General features: G+C 71.0%; 11 protein-coding genes and 1 pseudogene. 6 read left to right on the top strand and 6 right to left on the bottom strand.

Translation table 11 applies throughout. The annotated features are described in order from the left end of the window. The first annotated feature begins 68 nt into the window (after window positions 1-68). Window positions 69-1,040, top strand: a complete 972-nt coding sequence (locus ACPC54_RS03695; RefSeq protein ID WP_498960806.1) for a LuxR C-terminal-related transcriptional regulator — start codon at window positions 69-71, stop codon at window positions 1,038-1,040. 7 nt (window positions 1,041-1,047) lie between these two features. Here ACPC54_RS03695 and ACPC54_RS03690 read toward each other — a convergent pair whose 3' ends face one another. Continuing rightward, a complete protein-coding gene (locus tag ACPC54_RS03690; protein ID WP_052706358.1) occupies window positions 1,048-1,656 on the bottom strand; it encodes a TIR domain-containing protein in 609 nt (202 codons plus the stop codon). A 334-nt stretch (window positions 1,657-1,990) separates the two neighbouring features. Here ACPC54_RS03690 and ACPC54_RS03685 point away from each other — a divergent pair, with 334 nt between their 5' ends. Then, window positions 1,991-2,146 (top strand): hypothetical protein, encoded by a 156-nt coding sequence (locus ACPC54_RS03685; RefSeq protein ID WP_498960804.1) that lies wholly within the window; start codon window positions 1,991-1,993, stop codon window positions 2,144-2,146. 87 nt (window positions 2,147-2,233) lie between these two features. Here ACPC54_RS03685 and ACPC54_RS03680 read toward each other — a convergent pair whose 3' ends face one another. The 5 genes from ACPC54_RS03680 to dnaK form a co-directional block, all read right to left on the bottom strand. After that, window positions 2,234-3,217: a hypothetical protein gene (locus tag ACPC54_RS03680; protein ID WP_498960802.1), complete on the bottom strand. Its 984-nt coding sequence runs from the start codon at window positions 3,215-3,217 to the stop codon at window positions 2,234-2,236. Window positions 3,218-3,407: 190 nt separating this feature from the next. Then, a complete protein-coding gene (locus tag ACPC54_RS03675; protein ID WP_498960800.1) occupies window positions 3,408-3,917 on the bottom strand; it encodes a heat shock protein transcriptional repressor HspR in 510 nt (169 codons plus the stop codon). Window positions 3,918-3,933: 16 nt separating this feature from the next. Further along, the gene (gene dnaJ / locus ACPC54_RS03670; protein ID WP_498960798.1) at window positions 3,934-5,088 is read right to left on the bottom strand and encodes a molecular chaperone DnaJ; all 1,155 of its coding nucleotides are present in this window, start codon (window positions 5,086-5,088) and stop codon (window positions 3,934-3,936) included. A gap of 146 nt (window positions 5,089-5,234) precedes the next feature. Beyond that, a complete protein-coding gene (grpE, locus tag ACPC54_RS03665; protein WP_498960796.1) occupies window positions 5,235-5,855 on the bottom strand; it encodes a nucleotide exchange factor GrpE in 621 nt (206 codons plus the stop codon). After that, window positions 5,852-7,696, bottom strand: a complete 1,845-nt coding sequence (dnaK, locus tag ACPC54_RS03660) for a molecular chaperone DnaK (RefSeq protein ID WP_498960794.1) — start codon at window positions 7,694-7,696, stop codon at window positions 5,852-5,854. The genes grpE and dnaK overlap by 4 nt, the downstream gene beginning before the upstream one ends. A 313-nt stretch (window positions 7,697-8,009) precedes the next feature. Between dnaK and ACPC54_RS03655 the strand changes: the two genes are divergently transcribed. From ACPC54_RS03655 to ACPC54_RS03640, 4 genes and pseudogenes are all read left to right on the top strand, one after another. After that, window positions 8,010-10,241 (top strand): (Fe-S)-binding protein, encoded by a 2,232-nt coding sequence (locus ACPC54_RS03655; protein WP_498960793.1) that lies wholly within the window; start codon window positions 8,010-8,012, stop codon window positions 10,239-10,241. Window positions 10,242-10,575: 334 nt separating this feature from the next. After that, a pseudogene (gene manB / locus ACPC54_RS03650) lies at window positions 10,576-11,640 on the top strand (mannose-1-phosphate guanylyltransferase); the annotation flags it as partial. Between the two features lie 186 nt (window positions 11,641-11,826). Continuing rightward, window positions 11,827-12,846, top strand: a complete 1,020-nt coding sequence (locus ACPC54_RS03645) for a Yip1 family protein (RefSeq protein WP_498960790.1) — start codon at window positions 11,827-11,829, stop codon at window positions 12,844-12,846. A gap of 104 nt (window positions 12,847-12,950) precedes the next feature. Beyond that, window positions 12,951-13,841 carry an alanyl-tRNA editing protein gene (locus tag ACPC54_RS03640; protein ID WP_498960788.1) on the top strand — a complete coding sequence of 297 codons (891 nt, stop codon included), beginning with the start codon at window positions 12,951-12,953 and terminating at the stop codon, window positions 13,839-13,841. Window positions 13,842-13,875 lie beyond the last annotated feature (34 nt).

Genomic DNA, 13,875 nt, shown 5'->3' with positions numbered 1-13,875 from the left:
CGGTCGCGCGAACAGTACGAAGCCGAGACGCTCCACCGACTCGGCCGGCAGATGCGAGGTGAGCAGACATGACCGACCCCGGCTTCAACCTGCCCGACGCCACCGCCCGGGACCTTTACCGGGAGATCCTGAGCGCCGGCGGCCGGATCCGGATCACGGACATCCGGCCCGAGGACACCGAGACCGTCCAGACGCTGCTGGACCTCGGGCTGCTCAAGCCCTACGTCATGGACGGCTCGCTCAGCGCCGTCAACCCGCGCTCGGTCACCGCCCGGATCGGCGCCGACCTACGGGCGGCGGGCACCCGCCTGCTGCGCCAGGCCGACGAACTCCCCGACCTGCTCGGCGACCTGGCCGCCGCCTACGACGCCGCGCCCCGGCAGCACGACCGCACCGGCACCATCCGGATCGTCGAGGGCGACGAGAACGTCCGGCACCGGGTCTCCCAGCTGTCCGAGGAGCTGCTCCACGAGGCGCTGTCCCTGCAGCCGGGCGGCGCCCGTCCGGCCGGCGCGGCCGGCGACATCCTCAACCACGCCCGCCGCTTCCTCGGCCTCGGCGGCGCGATCCGCACCGTCTACGAGACCGGCGCCCGGCTGGACGCCCCGACCGTGCAGCTCGCGGCCCAGCTGACGGAGCTCGGCTGCCACATCCGGGTCGCCCCGTTCGCGCTGCCCAAGATGATGATCTTCGACCGCACGGTGGCGGTCATTCCCGCGGGCGTCGGCGCCGCGGCCTTCGTCGAGGACCTGGCGACGGTCGCCTTCCTCGCCGAGGTCTTCGAGAACTACTGGCGGCTCGCGGAAGGCGTCAACTGGTCCGCCCTGGCGGCCGGTTCCGCCGAACCGGCGCCTCACGAGCAGGTCGGCCGCCTGCTCGCCCAGGGCTTCACCCAGCGGGCCATCGCCTCCCGGCTGGGCCTGAGCGAACGGACGGTGGCCGGCCACATCGCCCGGCTGCGGGAGCTGTACGACGCCGAGACGCTGTTCCAACTGGGCTGGCAGATGCGGGGAGCCCGGACCACGGGGGAACCCGGGTGAGCGCTGCTCAGCCGGTGGCGGCGCTGGTCGGCCAGTAGCCGGGGTGCTGACGGGGGACGGAGAACTGCTCGCCGGGAGCGGTCCAGAAGCCCTCGCGCAGGGAGAGCGCCATGCCCGCCCAGTCCAGCGCGGTCTCCACGGTGTGGTGGAGGGCCTCCTGGGACCAGGTGTCGTCGAAGACCAGCGGCAGGACGGGGGCGACCTGCTCGATGGTGGCGATCAGCGGGTTGTGGGTGATGGCCTCGTCGACGAGCAGGACGATCGGCTTCCGCAGGGCGGACGCCCACCCCAGCTCCAGGCTCACCCCGGCCGAGAGCGGCGCGCCGACGTAGGCGAACACCAGGTCGGCGGACTGCAGGGCGCGGAAGTCGGACGGAACGCGGGGCTCCGGGGCCTGCCCGGAGACGGTCCAGGCGTCGCTGTGGTGCGCGCTGTACACGGCGGCACCGCTGCGCAGGAGGGTGGTGCGGAGCGTCGTCAGCCGCGTCCGGCTGGCGAGCGTCACCACGCTGTCCGCCGGCCCGGTCAGCCGCATCAGCGGCGCGGCCAGGAACACACGTGCACGCCGGCCTTCAGTGGCCTGGCTGTCGCGGTGACGCAGGTAGGGCTCGGTCATGTCGACTCCGGGAGATTGCCGACCAGGGGGGGAAGCGTCGGCGCGGTGTGGGATATGGGCTGCTCAGATCGGTGATCCCGGTGGTGAACTGTCGCGTATTTGACGGTACATTGGCAGAGTGTGGCTCTCTGTTGGACCATCGGGAGCGAACTGATCGTCCATCGCGGGGGCGTGCCGCGTCCAGGGTTGGCCTGTGTCATCTGGATGACTGGCAGAGAGATGACGCACGCCTGTGCAGGCGGCACAGGTGACAGCAACTCTTCCGTGCGGCACTATGTGAGCCGAAGTTCTGTGGCGCCGTTGGTGGCGAAATCCCGAGGGAAGGAGTGGGAGCATGCCGAGCATGCGCCGATTTGCCCGCAAGATTGTGCTTTCGCTCGCCATCGCAGCGGCACTTGGCACGGCTTACCTGGCCGACGCTCAGGGCTCCGATCGCGCGGCCGCTCCGGCTGCTGCGGTGACCGTCGCCGACGACTTCAGCTGGAGCTGAGTGCGGGCGGGGTGTCCGGCTGTCGTTGAGCCGATGAGGGCATCCCCGGGCGTCAATGCCCACTGCCGACCGTAGGGCCGGGGTGTGTCACCCCGCGGCGCCCTGGGACTGGCGGCCGAGGACATAGCCGAGCTGGAACAGCGAGTCCACTTTGTATTCCTCGCGCATCTCGGCGATGTGCCTCGCAAGTGTGCGCTCGCTGATGCCCAGGCGTCGTGCGATGACGCGGTGGTTGGTTCCTTCGAGCATTTGATCGATGATCGTCTGCCGCAGGCGGGGCACCACTTCCTGCGGAATCGCCCGATCACCGTCGAATTCGAGCGCGCGACTCCAGTAGCGCTCGAAAACCTCCTCCACCAGGTAGCCGATCACGGCGGCATCGTGGATGAAGGCGGCGAGGGTCAGATCGTCGCCGATCGGTATGACGGCCAGGCGTCGATCGAAGACGATGAGCCGCGTGTAGGGCTCGTCGAGGGTCCGGTACTGGCCTCCCGCACGGGTGAGGGTCGCGACGTAATCCCTGGTCGGCTGATGATGCCGCGTGCTGGCGTGGTAAATTGTCCGGGTTTTAGTGCCCTTGCGGAGAGTGTCCAGGTCGCTTTCGAGCGTTCCGGCGAGAATGTCCGGCGGTCTGGGACCGCCAGGCTGAAGTGCCAGCCCTTCCTCCATCCCGGAAGCCACGGATTGCTGCAATCTCTGGTGAATCAGCGCCTTTCCGCGGACGTATTCGATCGACCCGCCGGCCTGCTTCGGGGCGTGGAACTCCTGGGCGAGCTCCTGGAGCTCCGAAGGAAGGGAAACCGCGCGCGACAGGAATTCGAGTGCCTGACGCTGCCAGGAGTGGCTGAGGCTTTCCGAGAGTTGGGCGGGATCCGTCGCGAGGAACGTACCGGGGTCTTCCGTGTCGGGAATCAGCAGGCCGATTCTGACCAGCTCGTCCAGGGCCGCGTCGGGAAGTTCGGGACCGGAACCCGGCAACAGCTGGCCGTCCCCGCGAACGACGTCCAGATACAGCTTCCGAGCCTCCGCCGAGAGGACGGAAAGGCTGATGAGCTGGTCTCGTTCACTCACCTTCGGCTCCTTGCCGTTACCGTGACGCTTGCGTCCCATCAGCGCCGACGCTGAATCACGTTTCAGCATGCCAGACCGGCCGAGCCCGATGGAAAGGCCCAGTCCGACTGCACTCTCTCACCACACACCAGCCGCCGGCACCCCCCGAACAGGAGGGAACCGGCGGCTGGTGGTGCGGCCGGGGCCCCGGTCAGCGGCGGGGGCGCCAGACGACGAGGGCGCTCGACTGCGGGGTCGGGGGCTGGTACGGGACGAGGTCGCGGCGGTAGGAGGCGTGCACGGCGGCCTCGCGCTGCTGGAGGGCCACGGCGGCGCCCTCCAGGGAGTCGACGAGTTCGGTGACCCGGGACTGCAGGGCGGCGACCTGGTTCTCCAGCTCGATGATCCGCTTGATGCCGGCCAGGTTGATGCCCTCGTCCTGGGAGAGCCGCTGGACCTCGCGCAGCTGCTGGATGTCGCGGGCGGAGTAGCGCCGGCCGCGGCCGGCGGTGCGGTCGGGGCAGACCAGCCCGAGGCGGTCGTACTGGCGCAGGGTCTGCGGGTGCAGGCCGGACAGTTCGGCGGCGACGGAGATGACGTACACCGGGGTTTCCTCGGTGAGCACGTACTGCGGAGGAGCGGTGGCCCGCCGGGTGCGGCGCGGGGCGTCGCCGGGCAGGCCCTCGCCGAGGCCGGGCCCGATCGGGCTGTCAGGGGTCATCGGGGACATCTGGTGGTCACGCTCCCTTCGCCGCCCGGAAGATGGCGGCTCGCGGGTCGTCGGAGGCGGTGGCCTCGCGGTACTGCTCCAGGGCGTCCAGCGCGTCGCCGGTGACGTGCTGCGGCACCACGACCTCGACGGTGACGAGGAGGTCGCCGCGGGTGCCGTCCTTGCGGGTGGCGCCCTTGCCGCGGGCGCGCATGGTGAGGCCGTTGGCGCTGCCCGGGGGCAGCTTGAGCTTCACGGCCGGTCCGCCCAGCGTCGGCACCTCGATGGTGGCACCGAGGGCGGCTTCCGGGAAGGTGACCGGGACGGTGACGGTCAGGTTGTCGCCCTTGCGCCCGAAGACGGGGTGCGGGTCGACGTGCACGGTGACGTAGAGGTCGCCGGGCTGGCCGCCGCGTTCGCCCTGGGCGCCCTTGCCCTTGAGCCGGATCCGCTGGTCGGCCTGGACGCCGGCCGGGATGCGGACCTGCATGGTGCGGGCGGAGCTGGCCCGGCCGCTGCCGTGGCAGTCGGGGCACGGGTCGTCGACGATCATGCCCCGGCCGCGGCAGTCCTTGCAGGGCTCGGAGAGCGCGAAGGCGCCCTGGCCGCGGCTGACGGTGCCGGAGCCGACGCAGGTGGGGCAGACCCGCGGGGTGGTGCCGGACTTGGCGCCGGTGCCGTTGCACAGCCGGCAGGGGGCCTGGCTGGTCATCCGCAGCGGGACGGTCGCGCCGTCGACGGCCTCCTCGAAGGAGAGCGTCACCTCGGTCTCGACGTCGGCGCCGCGGCGGGGCTGGGCCTGCCGGCCGCCGGTGCGGTTGAACAGGCCGCCGAAGACGTCGCCGATGCCGCCGCCACCGCCGCCGCCCTGGCTGCCGCTGAAGAGGTCGCCGAAGTCGAAGCTGTAGCTGCCGGTGCCCGGGCCGCCGGAGCGGAAGCCGCCGTTGGCGAACAGGCTGCGGGCCTCGTCGTACTCCTTGCGGCGCTTCTCGTCGGAGAGGACGTCGTACGCCTCGGAGATGTCCTTGAAGCGCTCCTCGGCCTTGGCGTCACCCTTGTTGGCGTCGGGGTGGAACTCGCGCGCCAGCTTCCGGTAGGTCTTCTTGATCTCGGTGGCGGTGGCGTCCTTGGGCACGCCGAGGACCTTGTAGTAGTCCTTCTCGACAAAGTCCTTGCCGCTCATGGCTTCCGCCACCTCCCGATGTCCATCGTCGCGTCGTTGTCGACAGCGCACGCACGAGGCGCTGTCGACAGAGCGCTGCGGAGCCGGCCGCCGTTCTGGCCGGCGTACGACTCCGCAGCGCACTGGGTGTCAGCTGTCACAGGTGGTCAGCTGTCCGAGCCACCGTCGGCCTTGTCCGCGTCGGCGGACTTCGCGTCGGCGTCCGGGCCGGACGCCGTCTGGGTGCCCGGCTGGGGCTCCGCCACGGCCACCATCGCCGGGCGGATGATCCGCTCGCCGATGCGGTAGCCGGGCTGGAGGATCTGCACGCAGGTGTCCTCGGTGACGTCCGAGGAGTAACTGTGCATCAGCGCCTCGTGCATGGTCGGGTCGAAGGGCTCGCCCTCCTTGCCGAACTGCTGCAGGCCCAGCTTGGCGACGACCGTCTCCAGCGACTCGGCGACGGACTTGAAGCCGCCCGTCACCTCGCCGTGCTCGCGGGCGCGGCCGATGTCGTCCAGCACCGGGATCAGGGACTCCAGGATGTTGGAGACCGCGATCTCGCGGACGGTCAGCCGGTCGCGCTCGACCCGCTTGCGGTAGTTCTGGTACTCGGCCTGCAGGCGCTGGAGGTCGGCGGTGCGCTCGGTGGCCTCGCGCTTGGCGGCGGCCAGCTCGTCCGCACCGGCCTCGGAGCCACCCGCGGCGGCTTCCTCGGCGGCCTTGATCACGGCCTCCTCGGCGGCGGAGTCGTCGCCGGGCTTGCCACCCTGCGGCTTCCCCGTCATGCCGACGCACCACCCTTGGGCTTCTCGTCGTCCACGATCTCGGCGTCGACGACGTCGTCTTCCTTGGCGTGGGCGGAGTCGCCGGCCGCGGCGGCACCGGCGGGGGCGTCGGCGTTGGCGTAGAGCGCCTGGCCGAGCTTCTGCGCGGTGGTGGAGACCTTCTCGGAGGCCTCGCGGATCTTCGCGATGTCCTCGCCCTTGAGGGCTTCCTTGAGCTCGCCGATGGCGGTCTCGACCTCGGTCTTGACGTCGGCCGGGAGCTTGTCGGCGTTGTCCGCGATGAACTTCTCGGTCGAGTAGACGAGCTGCTCGGCGGAGTTGCGGGTCTCGACGGCCTCGCGGCGCTTGTGGTCGTCCTCGGCGTACTGCTCGGCCTCGCGGCGCATGCGGTCGACCTCGTCCTTCGGCAGCGAGGAGCCGCCGGTGACGGTCATCTTCTGCTCCTTGCCGGTGCCGAGGTCCTTCGCGCCGACGTGCATGATGCCGTTGGCGTCGATGTCGAAGGTGACCTCGATCTGCGGCAGGCCGCGCGGCGCCGGCGGCAGGCCGGTGAGCTCGAACATGCCGAGCTTCTTGTTGTACGCCGCGATCTCGCGCTCGCCCTGGTAGACCTGGATCTGCACGGACGGCTGGTTGTCCTCGGCCGTGGTGAAGATCTCGGAGCGCTTGGTCGGGATCGTGGTGTTGCGCTCGATGAGCTTGGTCATGATGCCGCCCTTGGTCTCGATGCCGAGGGACAGCGGGGTGACGTCCAGCAGGAGGACGTCCTTGACCTCGCCCTTGAGGACACCGGCCTGGAGCGCGGCGCCGATGGCGACGACCTCGTCCGGGTTGACGCCCTTGTTGGCGTCCTGGCCGCCGGTCAGCTCCTTGACGAGCTCGGCGACGGCCGGCATGCGGGTCGAGCCACCGACCAGGACGACGTGGTCGATCTCGGAGAGCGAGATGCCGGCGTCCTTGATCACGTTGTGGAACGGGACCTTGCAGCGCTCCAGCAGGTCCGCGGTGAGCTGCTGGAACTGGGCCCGGGTGAGCTTCTCGTCCAGGTGCAGCGGGCCCTCGGCGGAGGCGGTGATGTACGGCAGGTTGATCGAGGTCTCGGAGGACGAGGACAGCTCGATCTTGGCCTTCTCGGCGGCCTCGCGCAGACGCTGCAGGGCCATCTTGTCCTTGGACAGGTCGACGCCGTGGCCGGACTGGAAGACCTTGACCAGGTGGTCGACGACGCGCTGGTCCCAGTCGTCGCCGCCGAGGTGGTTGTCACCGTTGGTGGCCTTCACCTCGACGACCCCGTCGCCGATCTCCAGCAGGGAGACGTCGAAGGTGCCGCCGCCGAGGTCGAAGACCAGGATGGTCTGGTCGTCCTTGTCGAGGCCGTACGCGAGCGCGGCCGCGGTCGGCTCGTTGACGATGCGCAGGACGTTGAGGCCCGCGATCTCACCGGCCTCCTTGGTGGCCTGGCGCTCGGAGTCGTTGAAGTACGCCGGGACGGTGATGACGGCGTCGGTGACGGTCTCGCCCAGGTACGCCTCGGCGTCCCGCTTCAGCTTCTGCAGCACGAAGGCCGAGATCTGCTGGGGGTTGAAGTCCTTGCCGTCGATGTTGATCTTCCAGCCGGTGCCCATGTGGCGCTTGACCGACCGGATGGTGCGGTCGACGTTGGTGACCGCCTGGCGCTTGGCCACCTCGCCGACGAGCACCTCGCCGTTCTTGGCGAAGGCGACGACGGACGGCGTGGTCCGCGCACCCTCGGCGTTCGTGATGACGGTGGGCTCGCCACCCTCCAGAACGCTGACGACCGAGTTCGTCGTACCGAGGTCGATGCCGACCGCGCGTGCCATCGTAGATACCTCCACGGAAGAGTTGAGCTTTACGGACTCAAGGATGCATGAGGAGCACGAACGAGTCAACAGCCATGAGTCGATCCGACTCAGCTTTGCTGCGGCCGGTCGCTTCCGCTTCCCTTTGGCCTTCCTTTGACGCCTTTTGGGTCCGAATGGGCGAGTGTGGCCTTACGTGACTGCCGCCATACCTTGAGCATCTTCTGAGTCGGTGCTACGGGCGATAGTGTCCGCCCGGTGGGTGATTAAGTTACCCACGAGTACACTTGACCGACCTCTATCCTCACCGCCGCTGGAGTACGGAGAAAGCCGGATGCAGCTAGCAGCGATCCTCATCTCACTGGGCACCACCCTGGTCGGCGTGGCGCTGTTCGCTCGTGCCGTCGCGCAGATCTACAAGTTCATCCGGCTCGGCCAGCCCATCCCGAAGGGCGCGCGGATCAACAACCCGGTGGCCCGCACGATCACCCTGATCCGGGAGTTCCTCGGCCACACCCGGATGAACAAGTGGGGCGTCGTCGGCGTCGCCCACTGGTGCGTCGCCGTCGGCTTCTACGCGCTGATCCTCACCCTGGTCGGCGCGTTCGGCCAGCTCTTCGATCCGGACTACGAGGTCCCGATCATCGGTGACTGGACGCCGTACCTCCTGTTCCAGGAGCTGCTCGGCCTGGTGACCTTCCTCGGCATCGCGGCGCTGATCGTGATCCGGCAGCTGAGCCTGCCGAACAAGGCGGGCCGCAAGTCCCGCTTCGCGGGCTCCAACATGGGCTTCGCGTACTTCGTCGAGGCCGTCATCTTCATCATCGGCGCGGCCATCCTGACCCTGCGCGGTCTGGAGGGCGCGCAGCTGGGCGCCGACCACTACTCGGCCGACTACGTGGTCTCGTACCCGCTGGTGAAGCTGTTCTCCGGGCTGAGCGCCGGCACCCTGCACAACCTGCTCTGGGTCACCGCGACGATCAAGATCTCGATCTCCTTCATCTGGATGATCACGGTCTCGCTGAACACCAACATGGGTGTGGCCTGGCACCGCTTCCTCGGCTTCCCGAACATCTGGTTCAAGCGCAACGCGGACGGCGCCTCGGCGCTCGGCGCGCTGGAGCCGATGACCTCCGCCGGCAAGCCGATCGACTTCGAGGACCCGGCCGACGACGCCGTCTTCGGCGTCTCCCAGGTCGAGCACTTCTCCTGGAAGGGCATCCTCGACTTCTCCACCTGCACCGAGTGCGGCCGCTGCCAGTCGCAGTGCCCGGCCTGGAACACCGGCAAGCCGCTCTCGCCCAAGCTGCTGATCATGAGCCTGCGGGACCACGCCTACAACAAGGCGCCGTACCTGCTGGCCGGTGGCGGCAAGGACATGGAGGGCACCGAGCGGGCCACCGCCGAGCAGCTGCAGGGCGTGCCCGCCGCCGCGCTGGCCGAGGCCGAGCGCCCGCTGATCGGCACCGCCGAGGAGAACGGCGTCATCGACCCGGACGTCCTGTGGTCCTGCACCACCTGCGGCGCCTGCGTCGAGCAGTGCCCGGTGGACATCGAGCACATCGACCACATCGTCGACATGCGCCGCTACCAGGTCATGATCGAGAGCAACTTCCCGACCGAGGCCGGGACGATGCTCAAGAACCTGGAGAACAAGGGCAACCCGTGGGGCATGGCCACCAAGGCCCGCCTCGACTGGGTCAAGGAGCTCAAGAAGGAGACCGGCATCGAGGTGCCGGTGATCGGTGAGGACATCGAGCCCGCCGAGGTCGAGTACCTCTACTGGGTCGGCTGCGCCGGCGCCCTGGAGGACCGCGCCAAGAAGACCACCAAGGCCTTCGCCGAGCTGCTGCACACCGCGGGCGTCAAGTTCGCGATCCTCGGCAAGGAGGAGACCTGCACCGGTGACTCCCCGCGCCGCCTCGGCAACGAGTTCCTGTTCCAGATGCTCGGCGCGCAGAACGTCGAGACGCTGAACGCCGCGCTGGAGGACGCCCCGACCAAGCGGATCGTGGCCACCTGCCCGCACTGCTTCAACACCATCGCCAACGAGTACCCGCAGCTCGGCGGGCACTTCGAGGTGATCCACCACACCCAGCTGCTGCAGCACCTGATCGACGAGGGCAAGCTCGTCCCGGTCAACCCGGTCGAGGGCCTGATCACCTACCACGACCCGTGCTACCTGGGCCGCCACAACAAGGTGTACAGCCCGCCGCGCGAGATCATGGACAAGGTCCCCGGCCTGCGCCAGCAGGAGATGCACCGCCACAAGGAGCGCGGCTTCTGCTGCGGCGCCGGCGGCGCCCGGATGTGGATGGAGGAGCGCATCGGCAAGCGGATCAACACCGAGCGCGTGGACGAGGCGCTGGAGCTCAACCCCGACATCGTCTCCACCGCCTGCCCGTTCTGCCTGGTGATGCTCTCCGACTCGGTCAACGGCAAGAAGAACGAGGGCGCGGCCAAGGAGCACCTGAAGGTGGTCGACGTCGCCCAGCTGCTGCTCGACTCGGTGAAGGCGACCCCGCCGGCCGAGACCGATGAGCAGCCCGCGACGGTGGACGCGTAACAGCCCGCTGTTCGACGGTTCTGCAACAACTGCCCGGCCCGGTGGACGCCGCCAACGCGCCCGCCGGGCCGGGCTTTTCGGTGCCCCGGACGGCTCCCGGAGGTACGGCCGGGGTACGGGGAGTGACGTCTATCGCACAGCCGCCGGACGGGCATTCGGTTGGAAGCAAATACAGTAGGCGCCGGACCGGCTGCGTGCCGGTCGCCGCGTTCCGGGCGGACGGCCGCCCGGGCGCCCACCCGGGCCGGGTGCACACCGGCCGGGCGCAGACCACGACGGAGGTGCCGGCCCGCCGGGCCGGGCCGCGGAGAGCACAAGGGGAACAGCGCAGACCATGACCGAGGCGATCATGCTGGTCGGTGGTAAGGGCACGCGACTGCGCCCGCTGACCACCCACACCCCCAAGCCCATGCTGCCCGTCGCGGGCGTCCCGTTCATCGCGCACCAGCTGGCCCGCGCGGCCGCCGCCGGGGTCACCCGGGTCGTGCTGGCCACCTCGTACCTGGCCGAGGTGTTCGAGGACCACTTCCAGGACGGCACCCCGTACGGCATCGAGCTGGTCTACCTGACCGAGCGCGAGCCGCTGGGCACCGGCGGGGCGATCCGCAACGCCGCCTCCGGGCTCACCTGCGGCCCGGACGAGCCCGTCCTGGTCTTCAACGGCGACATCCTCTCCGGCGTCGACATCGCCGCCCTGCGCGACGGCCACGTGGCCGCCGGGGCCGACGTCACCCTGCACCTCACCCGGGTCGAGGACCCGCGCGCCTTCGGCCTCGTCCCGACCGATGACAACGGGCGGGTGCTGGAGTTCCTGGAGAAGCCGGAGACGCCGGAGCAGATCGTCACCGACCAGATCAACGCCGGCTGCTACGTCTTCACCCGGTCCGTCATCGACCGCATCCCGGCCGGCCGGGAGGTGTCCGTCGAGCGCGAGACCTTCCCGGAGCTGCTGGCCACCGGCGCGCTGCTGCGCGGCGTCGTCGACACCTCGTACTGGCTGGACCTCGGCACCCCGGCCGCGTTCGTCCGCGGCTCCGCCGACCTGGTCCTCGGCAAGGTGGACTCCCCGGCCGTCCCCGGTCCGACCGGCGACGCCCTGCTGCTGCCCGGCGCCACCGTCCACCCCGGCGCCGTGCTCAGCGGTGGCACCGTGGTCTCCGCGGACGCCGTGGTCGAGGCCGGCGCGATCGTCGAGGGCAGCGTGATCCTGCCCGGCGCGGTGATCGGCCCGGACACCCTGGTCAAGGACTCCATCGTGGGCGCCTTCGCCAGCGTCGGCGAGCGCTCGGCACTGGACGGCGCCGTCATCGGCGACGGCGCGATCGTCGAGGCCGACAACGAGCTGCCGAACGGCATCCGGATCGCCTGCGGCACCCTGCTGCCGGTCGGCGCCGTCCGCACCACCGCCGGCCCGGGCGGCTGCCCGGCCGGCACCACCGCGGCCGCGGCCGTGCACGGGCCGTCCGTCACCGCGCAGCGGTAGCGGGCGGGGCCGGCACCGCCCGTTCGTCCCAGACTCGCTGCAAACCGGCCCCGGCTCCGTCCGGGGCCCACGCGCACTGGGCCGGACGGGTACCTTCGGACCGTGGCTGGTAATCGATACGACAGCGGTCAGGGCGCCGACCCGAACGGCGGGTGGGCGCCCCCTCCGCCGCCGGCGGGGGGCCCCGGGGGACAGGGGCGGCCGGACGGGCCGGAGTACTTCACGGCGCCGCACCCGGGCGTCGGCCCGGCGGGCCCCGGCGGCGGGCACGACCCGTACGGGGCCGACCGGCCCGGCAGCACCCGGGCGTTCCCGGTGGGCGACCCGTACGGCGGGCAGCCGTACCCGGGGCAGCCGGGGCAGCCGGGGCAGCCGGGGCACGGGCAGGGCCACTACGACGGCGGCTACGGGCAGCAGCCGCCGCCGTACGGCCAGGGCGACGGCTACGGCCCGCCGCCGGCGTACGGGCCGGGCGACGGCTACGGGCAGGGTGACGGCTACGGGCCGGGTGACGGCTACGGGCAGGACAACGTCACCGTCTACCGCGCCGGCGGCCAGTCCACCCCGCACGTCACCGGCCCCCGGCCGCAGTGGCGCGAGCTGCTCGTCGGCATCGTCCGCACCCCGAGCGCGATCTTCGACCGCACCCGCGACCACCAGGTCTGGCTGCCCGCCCTCACCGTCTCGCTGCTGTACGGCGCGCTCGCGGTGCTCGGCATCGGGCTGACCCACGACGACATCGTCAACTCGACCTTCAGCGTGGCGCTGACCGGCATCGTCGCCGCCGCGATCGTCTTCACGATCGTCGGCGCGGTCTTCGGCGGCGTCACCTACGCGCTGGCCCGCCAGCTCGGCGGCGACGGCCCGTGGCGCTCGACCGTCGGCCTGGCCGCGCTGATCGGCTGGCTGACCGACGCCCCCCGGCTGCTGCTGGACCTGGTGCTGCCCTCCGACAGCGCCGTCGTCCAGGTCGTCGGCTGGGCCACCTGGATGCTCTGCGCGTACCTGCTGACGGTCATGGTCCGGCGGGTGCACGACCTGCCCTGGGGCAAGGCGGCGGCCGCCGCGGCCGTCCAGCTGCTCGCGCTGCTGGTGCTGATCAAGCTGCCGACCCTGGGCTGAGCGCCCTGCGGGCCCCCGGCGGGCCGACCGGCAGAATGGGGGCGGGCCCCGGGCACGAGCCGGGCCCGCCCACCCCCGCAGGCCGACACCCACCGGAGCCAGCCATGACCCTCCCCACCACCCACGTCAGCTTCCCGGCCGGGGCGGTGACCGGCGAGTCCCCGGTGCTCGCGGTGAGCCCGCTGGCGGACGGCCGGTACGCCGTCGTCACCGCGGCGACCCCGTTCCACCCGCTCGACCACACCTGGCCCGACCAGCCGGCCGACCACGGCACGCTCACCGTGGACGGCGCCGAGCTGGCCGTCGTCGACTGCCTCACCGGCGCGATCGGCCCGGACGGCGGCGAGCCGCTGGTCGGCGCCGACATCCCGGTCCGGCGCGGCGACGAGGAGTGGTCCTGGCTGGTCCTGCACGTCCTGGACACCGACCCCGGCGACATCGTCGGCCGCACCGCCGCCCTGGCCGTCGACGCCGAGCGCCGCGCCGCCCTCAGCGCCGCGCACAGCGGCTGCCACCTGCTCGCCCTCGCCCTGAACGCCGCGCTCGCCCCGCGCTGGCGCAAGGACCCGGGCCGCTCGGACGCCTTCGGCAACCCGGACTTCGACAGCCTGGCCATGGCGAGCTCGGTGATGGACACCGCGGCCAGCACCGACACCTACCGGCTCGGCAAGTCGCTCAAGAAGAAGGGCTTCACCGCGGACGCCACCGAGGGCCTCCCGGCCCTCGCCGACGCGCTGCCCGCCCTCACCGAGGCCGTCAACGCGCACCTCGCCGCCTGGGTCGCCGCCGACGCCCCGGTCCGCATCGACGTCCCCGGCCCCGAGCTCACCGCCCGCCGCCAGTGGCACTGCGAGCTGCCCGAGGGCGGCGCGCAGATCTTCTGCGGCGGCACCCACCTGCACCACCTCGGCCAGCTCGCCGAGCTGCGCACCGAACTGCGGCTCTCCGAGGACGGCACCGAGCTGGTCGCCGTCACCAGCCCGAAGCGGGCCTGAGAAACGCCACGGGCGGCCGCCCCTCCGGTGGAGG

Source organism: Kitasatospora sp. NPDC094028, from assembly GCF_049543595.1.
Lineage (GTDB): Bacteria > Actinomycetota > Actinomycetes > Streptomycetales > Streptomycetaceae > Kitasatospora.
Note: the sequence above shows the minus strand (reverse complement) of the source record. Positions and strands in the feature narration are given on the sequence as shown.

Bases quoted from the DNA above. Each gene is read 5' to 3' on its own strand.
- ACPC54_RS03695 (WP_498960806.1), top strand. From the start codon at position 69: ATGACCGACCCCGGCTTCAACCTGCCCGACGCCACCGCCCGGGACCTT.
- ACPC54_RS03690 (WP_052706358.1), bottom strand. From the start codon at position 1,656: ATGACCGAGCCCTACCTGCGTCACCGCGACAGCCAGGCCACTGAAGGC.
- ACPC54_RS03685 (WP_498960804.1), top strand. From the start codon at position 1,991: ATGCCGAGCATGCGCCGATTTGCCCGCAAGATTGTGCTTTCGCTCGCC.
- ACPC54_RS03675 (WP_498960800.1), bottom strand. From the start codon at position 3,917: ATGACCCCTGACAGCCCGATCGGGCCCGGCCTCGGCGAGGGCCTGCCC.
- dnaJ (WP_498960798.1), bottom strand. From the start codon at position 5,088: ATGAGCGGCAAGGACTTTGTCGAGAAGGACTACTACAAGGTCCTCGGC.
- grpE (WP_498960796.1), bottom strand. From the start codon at position 5,855: ATGACGGGGAAGCCGCAGGGTGGCAAGCCCGGCGACGACTCCGCCGCC.
- dnaK (WP_498960794.1), bottom strand. From the start codon at position 7,696: ATGGCACGCGCGGTCGGCATCGACCTCGGTACGACGAACTCGGTCGTC.
- ACPC54_RS03655 (WP_498960793.1), top strand. From the start codon at position 8,010: ATGCAGCTAGCAGCGATCCTCATCTCACTGGGCACCACCCTGGTCGGC.
- ACPC54_RS03640 (WP_498960788.1), top strand. From the start codon at position 12,951: ATGACCCTCCCCACCACCCACGTCAGCTTCCCGGCCGGGGCGGTGACC.